At 64.0% G+C, this 18,925-nt stretch carries 16 protein-coding genes and 1 riboswitch; of the genes, 10 read left to right on the top strand and 6 right to left on the bottom strand.

Annotated elements, in window-relative coordinates; all coding sequences use genetic code 11:
* Nucleotides 1–85: 85 nt before the first annotated feature.
* Complete coding sequence (locus tag MUO32_RS21600) at nt 86–1,285, top strand: MFS transporter (protein WP_257950450.1); 1,200 nt, start codon at nt 86–88, stop codon at nt 1,283–1,285.
* 49 nt (nt 1,286–1,334) lie between these two features.
* On the opposite strand, the gene MUO32_RS21595 is transcribed toward MUO32_RS21600, so the two are convergent.
* Nucleotides 1,335–2,618 (bottom strand): FAD-binding oxidoreductase, encoded by a 1,284-nt coding sequence (locus tag MUO32_RS21595; protein ID WP_257950449.1) that lies wholly within the window; start codon nt 2,616–2,618, stop codon nt 1,335–1,337.
* A 114-nt stretch (nt 2,619–2,732) separates the two neighbouring features.
* Nucleotides 2,733–3,635, bottom strand: a complete 903-nt coding sequence (locus MUO32_RS21590) for a LysR family transcriptional regulator (protein WP_257950448.1) — start codon at nt 3,633–3,635, stop codon at nt 2,733–2,735.
* Between the two features lie 117 nt (nt 3,636–3,752).
* Between MUO32_RS21590 and MUO32_RS21585 the strand changes: the two genes are divergently transcribed.
* Genes MUO32_RS21585 through MUO32_RS21570 form a run of 4 tightly spaced genes read left to right on the top strand, consistent with a single transcriptional unit; the run spans nt 3,753 to nt 9,381 of the window.
* Nucleotides 3,753–5,150 carry a VOC family protein gene (locus MUO32_RS21585; RefSeq protein WP_257950447.1) on the top strand — a complete coding sequence of 466 codons (1,398 nt, stop codon included), beginning with the start codon at nt 3,753–3,755 and terminating at the stop codon, nt 5,148–5,150.
* A gap of 11 nt (nt 5,151–5,161) precedes the next feature.
* On the top strand, nt 5,162–6,580 hold the full coding sequence (locus MUO32_RS21580; RefSeq protein WP_257950446.1) for an FAD-binding oxidoreductase: 1,419 nt from the start codon (nt 5,162–5,164) through the stop codon (nt 6,578–6,580).
* 22 nt (nt 6,581–6,602) lie between these two features.
* Nucleotides 6,603–8,126, top strand: coding sequence for an aldehyde dehydrogenase family protein (locus MUO32_RS21575; protein WP_257950445.1), 1,524 nt, complete (start codon nt 6,603–6,605; stop codon nt 8,124–8,126).
* 22 nt (nt 8,127–8,148) lie between these two features.
* Nucleotides 8,149–9,381, top strand: coding sequence for a pyridoxal phosphate-dependent aminotransferase (locus MUO32_RS21570; protein ID WP_257950444.1), 1,233 nt, complete (start codon nt 8,149–8,151; stop codon nt 9,379–9,381).
* A gap of 159 nt (nt 9,382–9,540) precedes the next feature.
* Here the strand turns inward: MUO32_RS21570 and MUO32_RS21565 are convergent, their stop codons facing one another.
* Nucleotides 9,541–10,641, bottom strand: a complete 1,101-nt coding sequence (locus MUO32_RS21565; RefSeq protein WP_257950443.1) for a saccharopine dehydrogenase family protein — start codon at nt 10,639–10,641, stop codon at nt 9,541–9,543.
* A 112-nt stretch (nt 10,642–10,753) separates the two neighbouring features.
* Here MUO32_RS21565 and MUO32_RS21560 point away from each other — a divergent pair, with 112 nt between their 5' ends.
* A complete protein-coding gene (locus MUO32_RS21560) occupies nt 10,754–11,194 on the top strand; it encodes an Lrp/AsnC family transcriptional regulator (protein WP_257950442.1) in 441 nt (146 codons plus the stop codon).
* A gap of 74 nt (nt 11,195–11,268) precedes the next feature.
* Here MUO32_RS21560 and MUO32_RS21555 read toward each other — a convergent pair whose 3' ends face one another.
* A complete protein-coding gene (locus MUO32_RS21555) occupies nt 11,269–11,445 on the bottom strand; it encodes a hypothetical protein (protein WP_257950441.1) in 177 nt (58 codons plus the stop codon).
* Between the two features lie 151 nt (nt 11,446–11,596).
* A riboswitch (TPP riboswitch) is annotated at nt 11,597–11,703 on the top strand.
* A 38-nt stretch (nt 11,704–11,741) separates the two neighbouring features.
* Between MUO32_RS21555 and thiB the strand changes: the two genes are divergently transcribed.
* From thiB to MUO32_RS21535, 4 genes are all read left to right on the top strand, one after another.
* Nucleotides 11,742–12,749, top strand: a complete 1,008-nt coding sequence (thiB, locus tag MUO32_RS21550) for a thiamine ABC transporter substrate binding subunit (protein ID WP_257950440.1) — start codon at nt 11,742–11,744, stop codon at nt 12,747–12,749.
* Between the two features lie 39 nt (nt 12,750–12,788).
* On the top strand, nt 12,789–14,384 hold the full coding sequence (thiP, locus tag MUO32_RS21545; RefSeq protein ID WP_257950589.1) for a thiamine/thiamine pyrophosphate ABC transporter permease: 1,596 nt from the start codon (nt 12,789–12,791) through the stop codon (nt 14,382–14,384).
* Nucleotides 14,377–15,096, top strand: coding sequence for a thiamine ABC transporter ATP-binding protein (gene thiQ, locus MUO32_RS21540; RefSeq protein WP_257950439.1), 720 nt, complete (start codon nt 14,377–14,379; stop codon nt 15,094–15,096). The genes thiP and thiQ overlap by 8 nt, the downstream gene beginning before the upstream one ends.
* A gap of 241 nt (nt 15,097–15,337) precedes the next feature.
* The gene (locus MUO32_RS21535; protein WP_374708701.1) at nt 15,338–16,816 is read left to right on the top strand and encodes a M48 family metalloprotease; all 1,479 of its coding nucleotides are present in this window, start codon (nt 15,338–15,340) and stop codon (nt 16,814–16,816) included.
* Between the two features lie 87 nt (nt 16,817–16,903).
* Here MUO32_RS21535 and MUO32_RS21530 read toward each other — a convergent pair whose 3' ends face one another.
* Together MUO32_RS21530 and MUO32_RS21525 are read right to left on the bottom strand one after the other, a co-directional pair.
* On the bottom strand, nt 16,904–17,764 hold the full coding sequence (locus MUO32_RS21530) for an RNA polymerase factor sigma-32 (protein WP_257950438.1): 861 nt from the start codon (nt 17,762–17,764) through the stop codon (nt 16,904–16,906).
* 258 nt (nt 17,765–18,022) lie between these two features.
* Nucleotides 18,023–18,592: a CarD family transcriptional regulator gene (locus MUO32_RS21525; protein WP_257950437.1), complete on the bottom strand. Its 570-nt coding sequence runs from the start codon at nt 18,590–18,592 to the stop codon at nt 18,023–18,025.
* Between the last annotated feature and the right edge of the window lie 333 nt (nt 18,593–18,925).

Below are 18,925 nucleotides of genomic sequence, written 5' to 3'. Positions count from 1 at the left end.
GACCTCAGCACAAAAGCAGGCCGCAGGCAATCCTAGTATGGGAACGACAAAGACGCCAAACCGGGCGGATCATTCGAGGCTACCCATGTCGACTGTCGTTCCCGCAGCGCCCCGCAGCGCTGCCACCGCCACCTATTCCATCATCGTCGCCGTCAGCGCCTGCCATATGCTGAACGACATCATGCAATCGCTGCTGACGTCGCTCTATCCGCTGCTGAAGGAAAACTACGCGCTCGACTTCGTGCAGATCGGCCTGCTCACCATGGCCTTCCAGGTCACGGCCTCGCTGCTGCAGCCTGCCGTCGGCATCGTGACGGACCGCTGGCCGATGCCCTTCTCGCTGCCGGTCGGCATGGGCAGCACCTTTGTCGGGCTGATCCTGCTGGCCTACGCGCACTCCTTCCCGATGCTGGTCTTCGGCGCCTGCCTGATCGGCCTCGGCTCGGCAATCTTCCACCCGGAATCCTCGCGCGTCGCCCGTCTCGCCTCCGGCGGCCGCCACGGCCTCGCACAGTCGATGTTCCAGGTCGGCGGCAATGCCGGCACGGCCATCGGCCCGCTGCTCGCCGCCTTCATCGTGCTGCCCTTCGGCCAGACGAGCGTCGCCTGGTTCTCGGCGATCGCGCTTCTCGGCATGGTCATCCTGACCTGGGTCGGCAACTGGTATGCCGGCGAGCGCCGCTCGTCCGCCGGCCGCCCCGCCGTCAGCCGTGAACTGCCGCTGCCGCGCGGGCGTGTCGCCTGGGCGCTCGCCGTACTCGTTCTGCTGACCACGACGAAGAACGCCTATCTCGCCAGCATTTCGAGCTACTTCACCTTCTATACGATGGGTCGCTTCGGCCTCGACATCCAGCAGGCGCAGCTCATGCTGTTCCTGTTTCTCGGCGCCTCTGCCGTCGGTGTCTTCATGGGCGGCCCGATCGGCGACCGCTTCGGCACGCGCTTCGTGATCTGGTTCTCGATCCTCGGCGTCATTCCCTTCGCGCTGATGCTGCCCTACGCCAACCTGTTCTGGACGGGCGCCCTGACAGTGCTGATCGGCCTGATCTTCTCGTCGGCCTTCTCGGCCATCGTGGTCTTCGCGCAGGAGCTGATACCGGGCCGCGTCGGCATGATCGCCGGCATCTTCTTCGGCTTCGCCTTTGGCGCGGGCGGTCTGGGTGCCGCCCTGCTCGGCGGCGTCGCCGATAGCCGAGGCATCGAGTTCGTCTTCCAGGCCTGCTCGTACATGCCGCTGCTCGGCATCCTCACGATCTTCCTGCCGCGCCTGCCCGGCAAGCACTGAGACCCGAAAAGAAACGCCCGGCTTCGACCGGGCGTTTTGCTGAAGGTCCTTAGATGCGCGCGCCCGCAAAATGGGCGACCTGGGCGCCGAGTTCGTAGTAACCCTCCCGCAGCGAACGGAAGGACTGGGCCTCGGGATCGCTGACCGGCAGCGGCAGGTCCATCTCGGCGATCTCGCCGGAAACAAGCTGCGCCAGCGTGCGACCAAACACCGTACCCGGCGCGATGCCGCGGCCGTTGTAGCCGGAAAAGCCGATGACGTTTTCGGCCAACCGATGAAAGCGCGGCAGGTTGTCGGCAGTCATGCCGATCTTGCCATACCATTCCGCTTCGAACGCGACGTCACCGATCTCCGGAAACAGTTTTTTCAGCGCCCGCCGCGCCCAGGATTTGTGGATGCCGGTCCCCATCCCGCGCAATGCCCCGACGCTGCCAAACACCAACCGGCCGCGCTTGTCGAAGCGGAAGGAGGAGAGCACCTCCTTCGTGTCCCACGCGCCCTGCTTCTCCGGCAGGATCTTCGCCTGCATCTCCGCCGAGAGCGGCACCGTGGCGAAATTGAAATAGGGCAGATGGAGAAGCTCGGCGCGCACCTCGTTCCAGGGAGCCACCGTATAGGCATTGGTCGCGACGACGACCCAATCCGCCGTCACCGAACCGCGCGGGGTGTTGACCGTCCAGCGTTTGCCGGTCCGCTCCGCACCCGTCACCGGGCTTCCCGTAAAGACCTGCGCGCCCGCGGCAATGGCCGCGCGGGACAGGCCGCGCGCATAGGCAAGCGGCTGGATCGTGCCAGCGCGCATGTCGAGCAGCGCGCCAGCATAGGCATCGGTCCCGACTTTCACCGCCGTCTCCGCGGCATCCAGCAGGCGCACCGGCGCACCGCGGCGCGACCATTGCTCCGCGCGTTGCTTCAATTCATCGAGGCCCGATTGACCAACGGCACAGTGCAGCGTGCCGGCCGGGTTGATCTCGCAATCGATCTTGTGTTTTTCGACGAGATCGAACACCAGGCGCGGCGCATTGCCGAGCAATTCGAGCAACCGGCTGCCATAGAGATCGCCAAGCACGCCCGGCAGCTCGTCCGGCATCACCCACATGCCGGCATTGACGAGGCCGACATTGCGGCCCGAGCCGCCGTAACCGATTTCGGCACCCTCCAGCAGGATGACCCGCGTGCCGCGCTCGGCAAGATGGAGTGCTGTCGAGAACCCGGTATAGCCACCACCGACGATGACGACATCCGCATCCGCCTTGCCGGAAAAGGCGACCGTTTCGGGGGCGGGCGGTGCGGTCATCTCCCAAAGGCCATGGGAGCGCGGGTCGTTGAGCATGGTGGTCTGCTTTTCGGAAGGAGGAGAATCTATCTCCGCACAATCGACGATGCGGCACCGTGACTAAAGCAAAAAATCAGAACGGGGTCATGCCCCGTCCGCATGACAGGCGCATTAACGCCGGTCGGGAACCTGGTTGACGATCCAGGCACGAAACGCCTGGCTCAGCGGATTTTCCAGCTTTCCCTCGGGCACAACGAGATAATAGCTGTTTTCCGTCTCCATCGGCCGATCGAAGACGACGGCCAGCCGGCCGCTCGCCAGTTCCTGCTCGATCAGGTAATGCGGCAGAAGCGCGACGCCGAGACCGGCGACCGCCGATTCGATGACCATGGCGAACTGGTCGAAGCGATGGCCGCGATAGGCGGTATCGGCAGAACCACCGTTCAGCTCGAACCATTGCGCCCAGAGCTTCGGGCGCGTCGCGAGATGGAGAAGCGGTGCCGTCTCCAGATCCTTAGGATCGGAAAAATTCCAGGTCTTCAGAAGTTCCGGGCTTGCCGCCGGCAGGATGACCTCGCTGCACAGATAGGAGCAGGCGGCGCGCGCCCAGACCGGCTGACCGTAATGGATGGCAAGGTCGAAATTCTCTTCGTCGAAATCGAACGGTTTCGAACGCGAGGCGATGTTGACGATCGTGCCCGGATGCTCGCTGAGAAATGCCGGAATGCGCGGTGTCAGCCAGCGGCTGCCGAAGGTCGGCAGCGTCGCGATGCTAAGACTGTGTTCGGACGACGCCGACGCCATGGCGCGCAGCATGGTCTCTTCCGTCTGGTGCAGCAGCTTGCGCACTTCCGGCAGGAAACGCCGCCCGTCATCCGACAGCACGACCCGCTGGCGCACGCGCTCGAACAGCAGCACGCCGAGCTGTTCCTCGAGGTCCTTGATCTGACGGCTGACGGCACTCTGGGTGAGGTTCAGCTCGTGCGCCGCCTGCGTGAAACTGCCATGGCGGGCAGCGCATTCGAACGCCTGCAGCGTGGTGACGTCCGGGATCAGCCTTCGACTGAGCTTCATTCTTTCCTCGCATCAACATAGTCAGAACGGTCGCAATCGCTCAAGGAAACGATCCCGTATGATCCGTTTTGAGAATGATCAGGGCCTTCCCACCCTTGTAAGATGAGACCGCTTCCCATGAAAGCAAATTCGTATGTTTCTGCGGACAAGATCCGCTCCGACTTCTCCGCTGCGATGTCCGCCATGTATCGCGACGAAGTGCCGGCCTATGGCACGCTGATGTCGCTGGTGGCCAAGGTCAACGACGAGACGCTCGCCGCCGACCAGCACCTCAAGGCCCGCCTCGAAGCCACCGATTCGCTCGACCGCATCTCCGAAGAGCGTCACGGCGCCATCCGCCTCGGCACGCCGGAAGAGCTGTCCCTGATGCGCCGCGTCTTCGCCGTCATGGGCATGCTTCCCGTCGGCTACTACGACCTTTCCACGGCCGGCGTCCCGGTTCATTCCACCGCCTTTCGCCCGGTCGGCGCCGAAAGCCTCAGCCGCAACCCGTTCCGCGTCTTCACCTCGCTGCTGCGTCTCGACCTGATTGCGGATGAAACCCTGCGTAAAGAGGCCGCCGACGTTCTGGCAGCCCGCAGGATATTCACCGACGAAGCGGTCAGACTGGTCGAAAAGGCCGAACGCGACGGTGGCCTCGATGGTACCGACGCCGCCCGTTTCGTCACCGAAGTGCTCGAAACCTTCCGCTGGCACGACCGCGCCATCGTCAGCACCGACATGTACAAGCGCCTGCACGATGCGCATCGCCTGATCGCCGACGTCGTCTCCTTCAAGGGCCCGCACATCAACCACCTGACGCCGCGCACGCTTGACATCGACAAGGTGCAGGCCCGCATGCCGCAGGAGGGCATCGCGCCCAAGGCCATCGTCGAAGGCCCGCCGACCCGCAACTGCCCGATCCTGCTGCGCCAGACCTCGTTCAAGGCGCTGGAAGAGGCCGTCTCCTTCATCGGCGAGGATGGCAGCTGGCAGAAGGGATCGCACACCGCCCGCTTCGGCGAGATCGAGCAGCGCGGCGTCGCCCTGACGCCAAAGGGCCGCGCGCTGTACGACACGCTGCTCAACGACACCCGCGCCCGCGTGCGCCCGGCCGCCGACGGCTCCAATGCGAGCGAATACGAAGCCGCCCTTGCCGACGTCTTCAAGGCCTTCCCGGACACCTGGGACGGCATCCGCAAGGCGGGTCTTGGCTATTTCCGCTATTCCCTGACGGAAAAGGGCCAATCCGTCTCCGGTCGCCGGGCCGATCTCGAAACCGCCATCGAAGCCGGACTCATCCAGTTCGACCCGATCGTCTACGAAGACTTTCTCCCGGTCAGCGCCGCGGGCATCTTCCAGTCGAACCTCGGCGACGACGCGGCGCAGGATTTTGTCGCGAGCCCGAACCAGGTGATGTTCGAGCGCGATCTCGGCGCAACGGTCCTGGACGAATTCGCCCACTATGCCGGCATCCAGCGTGGATCGCTTGAAATGTGCCTCGGCATCGTCAACATGGCGGCCGCTGCGGAGTGACGGACGAGAGAATGATCGAGGCAAGCCATATCGAAACGCTGAAAAGCCTGCTCGGCGAGAAGGGTCTTCTCACCGAGGCCTCGGACATGGCTGCCTACGAAACCGGCGCGCGCTACGACAAGGGCCGCGCCGCCTTCGTCGCGCGTCCTGCAACGACGGCCGAGACCTCCGCCGTCGTCTCCTACTGCGTCACGAACGGCATCGCCCTCGTCCCGCAGTCCGGCAATACTGGCCTCGTCTCCGGCTCGACACCCGACGGCAGTGGCCACCAGGGCATTTTGAGCCTCGATCGCCTCACGGCCCCCTTTGAGCTCGACCGCGTCAACCGCACCATCAAGGCAGGTGCTGGGGTTCGCCTCTCCGATCTCAACGGCAAGCTGGAGGAGAGCGGCCTGTTCTTCCCCATCGACCTCGGCGCCGATCCGCGCCTCGGCGGCATGATCGCCACGAACACCGGCGGCTCGCGCTTCCTGCGCTACGGCGACGTGCGCCGCAACACGTTGGGCCTCACCGTCGTGCTCGCCGACGAGGCCGGCACGGTGCTCGACCTGTCCTCGGATCTGCGCAAGAACAACACCGGCGTGGACTGGAAACAGCTCTTCATTGGTACGTCCGGCGCGTTCGGCATCGTCACCGAATGCGTGCTCAACCTCGAACCCGCGCCAAAACAGTCCGCGACAGCGCTCCTCGTTCCGTCTTCGGACGAACAGGTTTCCGCCCTGCTCGTCGCCATGGAAGATGCGCTGGGCAGCTACCTCTCGGCCTTCGAGGGCATGTCCGGCAATGCGGTGCGTGCAGCACTCGACCACGTGCCCTCGCTCAGGAACCCCTTCCAGGGCGGCATCGTGCCGGAATTCGTGATCCTCGCGGAAATCTCCCGCTCCAGCCCGCCGCGCGAGGGCGAACAGCCGCTCGATGCGGTGCTGGAAGAGGTGCTGGCCGCCATCTGGGAGCGCGAGGACGCGCCGCTCGCCGACGCTTTCGTCGGCCCGCCGCATGAGATCTGGGCGCTGCGTCATGCCTTGTCCGAAGGCGTGAAACATAGCGGGCGATTGATCGCCTTCGATCTGTCCTTCCGCCGGGGTGACATCATGCCTTTCCTTGCCCATATGAAGGCGGAAATGCCCGATCACTTCGAAGACGTGACGATCTGCGATTTCGGCCATATCGGCGATGGCGGCGTGCACTTCAATCTCGTCGTCGCCAAGGACGATCCGCGCCTTGCCGACCCGGATTTCGAAATGGACCTGCGCGACTGGGTCTTCACGGTGGCGGTCGAACAGTTCGACGGCAGCTTCAGTGCGGAACACGCCATCGGCCGCAAGAACCAGGCCTTCTACGACAAATATACGCCCGAAGAGATCCGCCGGCTTGCGGCCGGGCTGAAAACCATCACCTCGCCGGGTTCGCTCGGCGCCATGACCTTTTAACAAGACATCAGGGAGAATACCCATGACGAAAGTCGACGTGAAACAGGAAACTGCCGCCCTTCTCGACAAGCTCGGCGTGCCGCGCGCCGCCTGGCAGGGTGGCGACATGGCCTCCTACAGCCCGGTCAGCGGCGAGGAAATCGCCAAGCTGAAGTCCATTTCCGCGGCCGATGCCGCCAAGGCCATCGAAGCCGCCCATGAAGCCTTCAAGGAATGGCGCCTCGTTCCCGCTCCCAAGCGCGGCGAGCTCGTGCGCCTGCTCGGCGAAGAACTGCGCGCCGCCAAGGCCGATCTCGGCCGCCTCGTTTCCATCGAAGCCGGCAAGATCACGTCGGAAGGCCTCGGCGAAGTGCAGGAAATGATCGACATCTGCGATTTCGCAGTCGGCCTCTCCCGCCAGCTCTACGGCCTGACGATCGCCACCGAGCGCCCCGGCCACCGCATGATGGAAACCTGGCACCCGCTCGGCGTCGTCGGCATCATCTCGGCCTTCAACTTCCCGGTCGCCGTCTGGTCGTGGAACACGGCACTCGCCCTCGTTGCCGGCAATTCCACCGTCTGGAAGCCGTCTGAGAAGACCCCCCTCACCGCGCTTGCATCGCAGGCGATCTTCGAGCGAGCGCTTGCCCGCTTCGGCGAAGCCCCGGCAAACCTCTCCCAGGTCCTCATCGGCGACCGCGCCATCGGCGAAGTCCTTGTCGACCACCCGAAGGTCGCACTCGTCTCGGCCACCGGCTCCACCCGCATGGGCAAGGAAGTCGGCCCGCGTCTCGCCAAGCGTTTCGCCCGCTCGATCCTCGAGCTCGGCGGCAACAATGCCGGTATCGTCTGCCCGTCCGCCGATCTCGACATGGCGCTGCGCGCCATCGCCTTCGGCGCCATGGGCACTGCCGGCCAGCGCTGCACGACGCTGCGCCGCCTCTTCGTGCATGACAGCGTCTACGACCAGCTCGTACCGCGCCTGAAGAAGGCCTATACCAGCGTTTCCGTCGGCAACCCGCTGGAAACCTCGGCTCTCGTCGGCCCGCTCGTCGACAAGCAGGCCTTTGACGGCATGCAGAAGGCGCTGGAAGCGGCAAAGGCCGAAGGTGGCTCCGTCACCGGCGGTGATCGCGTTGCCGATGCCGGCAAGGACACGGCCTACTATGTGAAGCCGGCCATCGTCGAAATGCCGAAGCAGGCCGGCCCGGTTCTCGAAGAAACCTTCGCGCCGATCCTCTACGTCATGAAGTATTCCGACTTCGACGCCGTGCTGGACGACCACAACGCCGTCTCGGCCGGCCTCTCCTCGTCGATCTTCACGCTGAACGTCCAGGAAGCCGAGCGTTTCCTCTCGGTCGACGGCTCGGATTGCGGCATCGCCAATGTCAACATCGGCACCTCAGGTGCGGAAATCGGCGGCGCATTCGGCGGCGAGAAGGAAACCGGCGGCGGTCGCGAATCCGGCTCCGACGCCTGGAAGGCCTATATGCGCCGCGCCACCAACACGGTGAACTACTCGAAGGCCCTGCCGCTCGCCCAGGGCGTCTCGTTTGACATCGAATAAGGGCGATATCGAGTAAACCGCCATGAACAATCAGACCAAGGTTGAGGAGGCGGGCTTTACGCCCGCCTCGCGCATCGCCGCCATCGGCGTTTCAAAAATCCTGCAGATCGGCGCCCGCGCCGCTGCCATGAAGAAGGACGGCCTGCCGGTCATCATCCTCGGCGCCGGCGAGCCCGATTTCGACACGCCCGACAACGTCAAGGCCGCCGCCAAGGCCGCCATCGACCGCGGCGACACCAAATACACCGCGCTCGACGGCACGCCGGACCTGAAGAAGGCGATTTCGGAAAAATTCCGCCGCGAAAACAACGTCGACTATGCACTCGACGAAGTCACCGTTGCGACGGGCGCCAAGCAGATCCTGTTCAACGCCTTCATGGCTACGGTCAATCCTGGCGACGAGGTGATCATCCCGACGCCCTACTGGACCTCCTATTCCGACATCGTGGAAATCTGCGGCGGCGTGCCGGTGCTGATCCCCTGCGATGCGGAAGCCGGCTTCCGCCTGAAGGCCGAGCAGCTGGAAAAGGCGATCACGCCGAAGACGCGCTGGGTGTTGTTCAATTCGCCGTCGAACCCCTCGGGTGCGGCCTATAGCGAGGCCGACTACCGCCCGCTGCTCGACGTGCTGCTGAAGCACCCACATGTCTGGCTGATGGTCGACGATATGTACGAGCACATCGTCTATGACGGTTTCAAGTTCGTCACCCCCGTGGCCATCGAGCCGCGCCTGAAGAGCCGCACGCTGACGATCAACGGCGTCTCCAAGGCCTATGCGATGACCGGCTGGCGCATCGGCTATGCCGGCGGCCCGAAGGCGTTGATCAAGGCCATGGCGGTGATCCAGAGCCAGGCGACCTCCTGCCCCTCCTCCGTCAGCCAGGCTGCTTCGGTCGAGGCGCTGAATGGTCCTCAGAACTTCCTGAAGGACCGCCAGGCGAGCTTCAAGCACCGCCGCGACCTCGTCGTGTCGGCGCTGAACGCCATTCCCGGCCTCGCCTGCCGCACCCCGGAAGGCGCCTTCTACACCTTCTCCGGCTGCGCCGGCGTGATCGGCAAGGTGACGCCCAAGGGCAAGCGCATCGAAGCCGACAGCGACTTCACGGATTACCTCCTCGAAGACGCCCATGTCGCCGTCGTGCCCGGCTCCGCCTTCGGCCTCTCGCCGTTTTTCCGCATCTCCTACGCCACGTCGGAAGCGGAATTGACGGAAGCGCTGAAGCGCATCACGGATGCAGTCGCGCGGCTTTCCTGAGCCGCACCAGACAATCGACAAAAGAAAAGGGGCCTCGAAAGAGGCCCCATTTTTATGTGTCCGCGCCTTTTGGCGTTCTCTGCTTCCCCGCAGCCTTGGGCCACAGATGCGAAAACGCCCCGGTCTTTTCGGCCGGGGCGTCGAAGGTCTTTGAAAGGATCAGGCGGCGCGGGCGCCGTGCTGATCCTGGGCGTAGTAATGGCCAAAACGGTTGGCGAGGAAGGCCTCGAGGGCGATTTCTTCCTGGCGAACAAAACCTTCGGCGCGCAGCGTCCCATCAGCCAGCATGTCGAGCACGGCGCAGATCGAACCAGCGGTCGTGATCTGGATGGCGGAATGCAGGGCGCCGGCGACCGGTGCGCTGTAGACTTTGTTGGCGTAGGTTTCCTGGATCAGGCGGCCGCCCTTGCGACCGGAAACGGTCACGAAGATGATGACGACGTCCTGCGTGGTGGTCGGCAGGGCGTTCTCGAAGATGTCCTTGAGGACTTCGCGGCGGTGACGCAGGCCGAGATCGTTGAGCAGCGCCTTCATGATGGCGGCGTGGCCGGGATAGCGGATCGTCTTGTAGTTTAGCGTGCGGACCTTGCCCTTCAGCGATTCGCAGAGCGTGCCGAGGCCGCCCGACGTGTTGAAGGCTTCGTAGGTGACGCCGTCGAGCGAAAACTCTTCGCGCTCTTCCAGCGCCGGAACCTCGATCAGCGCGCTTTCGACGATCGCTTCGCAGGGCTCGATATATTCGTTGATGACGCCGTCCGTGCTCCAGGTGAGGTTGTAGTTCAGAGCATTGGAGGGGTACTGCGGCAGGGCGCCGACGCGCATGCGCACGCTTTCGAGCGAATCGAAGCGGCTGGCGAGGTCATTGGCGACGATCGAGATGAAGCCCGGTGCCAGGCCGCACTGCGGAATGAAGGCCGTCTTGGCGGTTTCTGCGATGCGCTTGACGTGGCGGGTGGATTCGACGTCTTCCGTAAGGTCGAGATAGTGCACGCCGGCAGCCGCTGCGGCTTCGGCAATCGCGACCGTCAGGTGGTAGGGAGCCGCCGAAAGAACGGCGAACTTGCCGGTCAGCAGGGCCTTCATGGCGACAGCGTCGGCGATGTCGACGACGACGGTCGAAACGGCATCGTGGCGTTCGACAGCGGCGAGCTGCTCGTCCGAACGGTCCGCGACGGTGACGCGGTAATCCCCGCTGTGAGCCAGCATGCGGGCGATGGTCGAGCCGATCTTGCCTGCGCCGATGACGACGATGTCTTTCATGTGATTTCCCTCCGGCATGAATTGATGCGCTTATTTTGAGAGGGATGACTGTCGATTTAAAGCGCCATATATGACATAATCAATTATCGATATCGGCAGAATGACGGCAATAATGAGCATTTCGACGCTAGGCGCCAAGGACCGCGAACTTCTCGCCATCCTCAGCGAAAACGCCCGCGAACAGACCGCGACCATCGCCCGCAAACTGGGGCTCTCCCGCACCACCGTGCAGGCCAAGATCGACAGGCTGGAGCGCGACGGGGTGATCGCCGGCTACGGCGTCAAACTGTCCGACGCCTATGAAAGCGGCATGGTGAAGGCCCATGTCCTGATCACCATCGCGCCAAAAACGCTGGCGCGCATCACGACGGAGCTGCACGCCATCTCCGCCGTGCGCACGCTGCATTCGGTGAGCGGCAGTTTCGACCTGATCGCAATCGTCGAGGCGGCATCGATCGCCGAACTCGACCACCTGATCGACAGGATCGGCGCGATCGACGGCGTGGAACGCACTTTGTCCTCCATCATTCTGTCGACGCGAATCCGGCGGTAGGCCGGTTCGATAAAGCGAAAGACCCGGATGCAGGGGAACATCCGGGTCTTCGGGGAGGCCAGTGACAGGGTCGCTTAGCGGCAGACCTTGATGCGCTTGATGATCACATTGCCGTAGTAGTCGTAGGACTTGATCTTCTTGATGAAGCAATAGGGCTGGTAGTCATAGCTGTAGTAGCCGGCCTGCGAGGGGGCGGCGAAGGAGACGGCGGCGACGAGAGCAACGGCGGCGGAAACGATGATCTTGCGCATGGGTCTCTCCTGATCGGTTAAGGATGAGCCTCTCTCATCCGGTGATCTGAAGGTCTCATATTCCCACCTGGACCGCTGTTCCTGACGGAACAGGGCCAACGCCGCACATCCCCACCCCTTGCGCCACAACGGTTCCGGGATTATGCCTTTTCCCGCTCTAACGGGGTGCCTGCAGGTTTGCGGGCTGAGAGGCTTCATCGCCAACCCGAAGAACCTGATCCGGTTTGTACCGGCGGAGGGATTAGACGGCACATCCAGCGCCCTATTCCCGTTTTTGACGAAACAAGGAGGCGCAGATGCGCAAGGCATTTCTCATTCCCATCACGGCGCTTGCCATTTCCCTCGCCTTTCCCGCCTTTGCGCAGGAAAAGACCCTGACCGTCTACACCTATGAGAGTTTCGTTTCCGAATGGGGGCCAGGCCCGAAGGTCAAGGAAGCCTTCGAAAAGACCTGCGGCTGCAAGGTCGAATGGGTGGGCGTGGCCGATGGCGTGGAGCTTCTGACGCGTCTGAAGCTCGAAGGCGAAGGCACCAAGGCCGACGTGGTGCTCGGCCTCGACACCAACCTCATCACCGAGGCGAAGGCGACCGGGCTTTTCGAAGCGCACGGCCTTTCGCCCGAGGGACTGACGGTGCCGGGCGATTTTTCCGACGACACGTTCCTGCCCTATGACTACGGCCATTTCGCCGTCGTCTACGATACCGAGACGGTGAAGACCCCGCCGACGAGCCTGAAGGCGCTGGTCGAGGGCGATCCGTCGCAAAAGATCGTCATCGAGGATCCGCGCACCTCGACACCGGGCCTTGGCCTGCTGCTTTGGGTGAAGTCCGTCTACGGCGACAAGGCGGATGAGGCCTGGGGCAAGCTGAAGGACCGCGTCCTGACCGTCACGCCCGGCTGGTCGGAGGCCTATGGTCTCTTCACCAAGGGCGAGGCCCCGATGGTGCTCTCCTACACGACCTCGCCGGCCTATCACGTGATTGCGGAAAAGTCCGAGCGCTACAAGGCGGCCGCCTTCTCCGAGGGGCATTACGTACAGATCGAGGTCGCGGGCCTGACGCGCACCTCCCACGACAAGGATCTCGCCCGCCAGTTCCTCATCTTTATGACGAGCCCGGATTTCCAGTCGATCATCCCGGAAACCAACTGGATGATGCCGGCCGCCAAGACGAAGGACCCGCTGCCGGCCGCCTTCGACGCGCTGGTGAAGCCGGAAAAGACCTTCCTGATGCCGTCGGACGAGGTCGCGGCGAACCGCAAGGCCTGGATCGACGAGTGGCTCGCCGTAATGAGCACCAAGTAAGGAACGCCTGAAACCATGTTCGCCCGCACCGAGCGACGGATGCTGCGTGTTGCCGGGGGCCTTGCCCTCGGCTTCGTGCTCGTCTTCGCAGGGGCTGCGACGGCGGTGCTGCTCGCTCATGCGGGCGGCAGCGGTGCGCCGCTCTTCGACGCCTATACATGGCGGGTTGCACAGTTCACGCTGATGCAGGCGACGCTCTCGACGCTTCTGTCGATCATGCTCGCCATTCCCGTCGCCCGGGCACTCGCCCGTCAACGGACCTTTCCCGGCCGTGTCTGGATCCTCAGGCTCTCCGTCGTGCCGCTCGGCCTGCCTGCGCTGGTGGCCGCGCTCGGCATTATCGAGATCTGGGGACGGCAGGGCCTCGTCAACGATCTCCTGCGGCTCGGCGGGCTGGAAAGCCCGGTCAGCGTCTACGGCCTTGCCGGCATCCTGATCGCCCATGTCTTCTTCAACCTGCCGCTCGCCGCGCGTTTCCTGCTGGCAGCACTCGACCGCATCCCGCCCGAATACTGGCTGACCTCGGCCAATCTCGGCATGGGCAGCGGCGCCACCTTCCGGCTCATCGAATGGCCGGTCATCCGGCGCGTCCTGCCTGGCATCGCAGGCCTCGTCTTCATGCTCTGCGCGGCGAGTTTCACCGTCGTGCTGACGCTCGGCGGCGGACCTGCGGCAACCACCATCGAGGTCGCGATCTACCAGGCCCTGCGTTTCGATTTCGATCCCGAACGCGCCGTCCTGCTTTCCGGCCTGCAGATCGCCGTGACCGCCGTGCTGATCTGGCTGCTCTCGCTCTTCGGCCGCCCGCCCGAAGAGGGCATGACGGCAGGCCGCGACATCCGTCGCTTCGATGGCCGGGGTCGCCGCCTGTCCGATGGCCTTATCCTTTCCGTCTTTACGCTCTATATCGCAGCCCCCCTCGCCGCCACGCTCACCTCCGGCCTTGCCGCCGACTTCGGACGGCTTGCGCTCGATCCGCTGCTCCATCGGGCGCTGATGACCAGCCTTGCCATCTCCTTTGCCTCTGCCTGCCTCAGCGTCGCCATCGCGCTGCCGATCGTGCTGGTGCCGCGATTGGCTAAAGCCGGTGATGCCGGGATGGCCACGCGGCTGATGGCGCGCGCCCTGCCCGCGACGGGATCGCTGATCCTGCTGGTACCGCCTGTCGTGGTGGCGACCGGCTGGTTCCTGATGCTGCGCACCTTCGGCGAGACCGGGCGTTTTGCACCGGCCATCATCACCATCATCAATGCGCTGATGGCGCTGCCCTTCGTCGTGCGCGTGCTGGAGCCGGCCTACAGCACCCACCTTTCGCGCACGGCACGCCTAGCGCTCAGCCTCGGCGTCACCGGTATGCATCGTCTGCGATGGGTCGATTGGCCGGCGCTGAAAAAACCCTTCCTGACCGCCTTCGCCTTCGCCATGGCGCTGTCGCTCGGCGATCTCAGCGCCGTTGCGATCTTCGGCGCGGAAGGCTTTGCCACGCTGCCCTGGCTGCTCTTCTCCCGCATGGCAAGCTACCGTACCGCGGATGCCGCCGGCATCGCGCTGATCCTCGGTGTGATATGTCTCCTGCTCACATTGCCCTCCACGGCGACCGAGCGCCCAACCGAAAGGTCCGGCCCCGATGAATGACGCCGCCATTCGCCTGAAAGACGTCACCGTGCGCTTCGAGGAGAAGCGGCTTGCCTTCGACTGCACCATTCCCACGGGTTCGGCTGTCGCCGTCGCCGGTCCGTCAGGCGCGGGCAAATCGACGCTGTTCAACGTCATCGCCGGGTTCCAGAAGCCGGCCTCCGGAAGCGTGGCGCTGATCGGCGAAGACATGGCAGGGCGCGATCCGGCGGAGCGCCCGGTCTCGATCATCTTCCAGGACAACAACCTCTTTGCCCATCTTACCATCGCCGACAATGTGGCACTCGGCATCCATCCGGGGCTGAAGCTTGACACGGCCGCGCGCCAGAGCGTGTTTGCAGCCCTCTCCCGGGTCGGCCTCGGCGGTTATGAGCGACGCCTGCCCGGTTCGCTCTCCGGCGGCGAGCGGCAACGCGTGGCGCTCGCCCGCGCGCTGGTCCGCCGCCGGCCGATCCTTCTGCTCGACGAACCCTTCGCCGCCCTCGATCCCGCCATGCGGGCGGATATGGCGCGCCTGCTTTCAGAACTTCGCGCCGAGACGAAAAGTACGATGCTCTTCATCACGCATCAGCCCGACGATATCCGCCGGCTTGCCGACAGCGTGATCTTCCTGGAGGCCGGTGTGATCCTGCTGGACGAGCCGGCGCGCGATTTCCTCTCCCGCCGCGAGCCGTCGACGATTGCAAAATTCCTCGGCCATTCCGCCCTTTAGCCGGAAGAGTTGCGTTTTGAGCGTTTGACGCGCCACAATTTGGACGCCCACCTGTGTCACCGGAGCCACAAGGGAACCGTTTGTCGGACAGGGAGTTGCCGGCCGGCTGTGGTGCGTCTATCTCATCCCTATGAGGACGCGAATTTTTGCACCTGCGCTGCACCTTAGGGCTGCATAACAGGCGTGAACCCATCAAGGGGCGTGGGCAAGAGATATGGCGAAGGCAACGCAGGAAGCTGCAATGGTATCCGGGCGCGGGGTTTTGAGACCCATCGCGGCGCTGATGCTGGCCGGCACGCTGCTGGCCGGCTGCCAGTCGATCATCGAGCAGACCTATGAGCCGACGATCTCGCCCTCTTCCAATCCGCAGATCGTCGACGAGGTGCAGAAAAACGATCCGCGCGCCCAGATGGGTGCGCGCGAGCATCCCCGCATCGTTGCGAGTTATGGCGGCGAGTACAAGGATGCCAAGACGGAGAAGCTTGTCGCGCGCATCACCGGCGCGCTGACGCTCGTCTCGGAAAACCCGAACCAGTCCTACCGCATCACCATCCTGAACTCGCCGGCCATCAACGCCTTCGCGCTGCCGGGCGGTTATCTCTACGTGACGCGCGGCCTGCTGGCGCTTGCCAACGACGCCTCGGAAGTCGCCGCCGTGCTGTCGCACGAAATGGCGCATGTGACGGCCAATCACGGCATCGAAAGGCAGAAGAAGGAAGAGGCCGAGGTCATCGCGAGCCGCGTGGTGGCGGAAGTGCTCTCCAGCAACATCGCCGGCAAGCAGGCGCTGGCGCGCGGAAAGCTGCGGCTGGCCGCCTTCTCGCGCAACCAGGAACTCCAGGCCGACGTGATCGGTGTGCGCATGCTGGGCGAAGCCGGCTACGACCCCTATGCCGCCGCACGGTTCCTCGATTCGATGGCGGCCTATGCCCGCTTCACGGCCGTCGATCCCGACAACGACCAGAGCCTCGACTTCCTTTCGAGCCATCCCAACGCGCCGCAGCGCGTGGAGCTGGCACGCCTGCACGCCCGCGCCTTCGGGGCTGAGGGCACGATCGGCGACCGCGGCCGCGACTATTATCTCGCCGGCATCGACGGCCTGCTCTACGGCGATGCGCCGGAAGAAGGCTATGTGCGCGGCCAGACCTTCATGCACGGCAAGCTGGGCATCCGCTTCGACGTGCCGCCCGGCTTCCAGATCGACAACAAGGCCGATGCGGTGCTGGCAACGGGTCCGGGCGATGTCGCCATCCGTTTCGACGGCGTTGCCGACAGCCGTGGGCAGGATCTGGTCAACTATATCTCGAGCGGCTGGGTAACGGGCCTGAAACCGGAGACGATCCGCCCCATCTCGCTGAACGGCCTCGAGGCCGCGACCGCGAGAGCCGCGGCCGACCGCTGGGAGTTCGACGTCACGGTCGTGCGCATCGACAAGCAGATCTATCGTTTCCTGACGGCCGTGCCGGCCGGCTCGAAGGCGCTGGAACCGACCGCGACGATCCTCAAGAACTCGTTCCGCAAGCTGACGCCGGCCGAAGTCGCCTCGCTGAAGCCGCTGCGCGTGCGCGTCGTGACCGCGCGCGCCGGCGATACGGTCGCCTCGCTTGCCGGCCGCATGATGGGCACCGACCGCAAGCTGGACCTCTTCCGCCTCATCAATGCGATGACGGCAACGAGCACCGTGCGGCCCGGCGAAAAGTTCAAGATTATCAGTGAGTGAAGCTGGCGCCCCTTTGAGGGGAAGCGCTGTTTCGACGGATCCCCGGGCTTGCCCGAGGATCAATTCCCATGATGCCGGCGTCCCGCTTCAGGCGTAGGCAAAATCCGTCGTCTTGCTGACCAGCACGGCCTTGAGCTTTTCCAGCGCCCGATTCTCGATCTGGCGTACCCGCTCTTTCGAGATGCCCAGCACCGTCCCGAGCTCCTCCAGCGTCGCGCCATTTTCGGCAAGCCGGCGCGCGCGAATGATCTTCATTTCGCGCTCGTTGAGCTGACCGAGGGCCGCATGCAGCCAGTGATGGCGGCGTTCGCCATCGATGCTGTCGGCAGCCTGTTCGTCGGGAAGCGGAGCGTCGCTGGTCAGAAACTCCATGCGGCTCGTGCCTTCCCCTTCGCCGGCCGAGATCGGGGCCTGGAGGGAGACGTCCGAGGAAGAGAGACGGGCATCCATGGTGCGGACGTCGGCGGTGCTGACGCCGATCGCCGCCGCGATCTCCTGGTGCATCGCCTCGCTGGTCAGGTAGCTGTCCCCTCGGGCAAGGCGGGCGCGCAGGCGCCGGAGGTTGAAGAAGAGCGCCTTCTGGGCCGAGCTGGTGCCGCCGCGGACGATGGACCAGTTGCGCAGCACGTAATCCTGGATCGAGGCCCGGATCCACCAGCTGGCATAGGTCGAGAAACGCACCTGCCGCTCCGGCTCGAAACGGGCGGCGGCTTCCAGGAGGCCGATATAGCCTTCCTGCACGAGGTCGCCGAGCGGAAGGCCGAAGGTGCGGAATTTGCCTGCCATCGAGACGACCAGACGCATATGGGCCATGGCGATGCGATTGCGGGCTTCCTGATCCTTATTGTCTCTCCAGGCCTGCGCCAGCGCCTGTTCCTCATCCCGTTCGAGATAGGGGGCGGACATGGCGATCTTGATCATGCGGCGGTCTGCGGTCGTCGTAGCCATGGCGGTTTCTCTCCACGTAAGCCGAACCGGCTCAGGGAGGCGCATGGCCAACCCCGTCGCCCTTGAGAGGTAACGTTTCAGAATGACCGGCCGATCGCCCGAAAGTCGCTTTCGGGAAAATATAGTGGCGATGCCACCCAGCCGGCCCACTCCTCAAACAGTCATCCTCACCGCCGTAACGATCGCGAAGCAAAAAAGTTCCAATAAAAAACCCGGCTGTCGCCAGCCGGGCTTTAAAAGTTTGAACTGCGCCCTAAATCAGGCCGCTTCGTCCTGGCTATCGTCTTCTTCGATGGCCTTGCCGCGCTTCGGACCCTTGGCGAGGTTCGTTTCGACGAGGCGAACCGCTTCGGTTTCCGACATCTTGTTCACGGCGGCGATTTCGCGGGCCATGCGGTCAAGGGCGGCTTCGTAAAGCTGGCGCTCGGAATAGGACTGTTCCGGCTGGTTCTCGGCGCGATAGAGGTCGCGGACCACTTCGGCGATCGAGATCAGGTCGCCGGAATTGATCTTGGCATCGTATTCCTGCGCGCGGCGCGACCACATGGTGCGCTTCACGCGGGCCTTGCCCTGGACAACCTTCAGCGCGCGCTCGACGAAATCAGTCTCCGACAGTTTGCGCATGCCGATGGAAACGGCCTTGGCAACCGGCACCTTGAGACGCATCTTGTCCTTTTCGAAATCGATGACAAAAAGCTCAAGCTTCATGCCGGCGACTTCCTGCTCGTCGATGGCGACGATCTGACCGACGCCGTGAGCGGGATAGACGATCGATTCACCGGTTTTGAAGCCGTGGCGCGTGGAAGATTTCTTCTGCTGGGTCGTCATTCTGTTCAAATACTCCCTGTTACGCTCCCGGCCGTGGCCGGGTGGGTCCGAGGACCCGGGAAAGACGGGGGCACCATTGCGGTGTCACCACTCTGGTCCGTCCGCCGACGCAAAAAGGTCCCTAGCGACGCGATCACATGTGAGCAACCGAGGTTGCCTATGGGAGGTGAGCGACGTTGAGGGATCGATTGCTTTCGTGGTGGTGCTCGGGCATGCGAAATGCCGCGATGTGGATCAGTATTCAGACCCTACCACAAAAAAGTGCCGAAATCAATAATTTGCTTCGCATGGGTCATCAAGCCTGTCCCATCGCCTTTTGGCGTGGACAGGCTT

The sequence above is a fragment of the Shinella sp. CPCC 101442 genome (assembly GCF_024704725.1).
Lineage (GTDB): Bacteria > Pseudomonadota > Alphaproteobacteria > Rhizobiales > Rhizobiaceae > Shinella.
The sequence above is the reverse complement of the archived record's forward strand: the minus strand, read 5'-3'. Positions and strand labels throughout refer to the sequence as shown.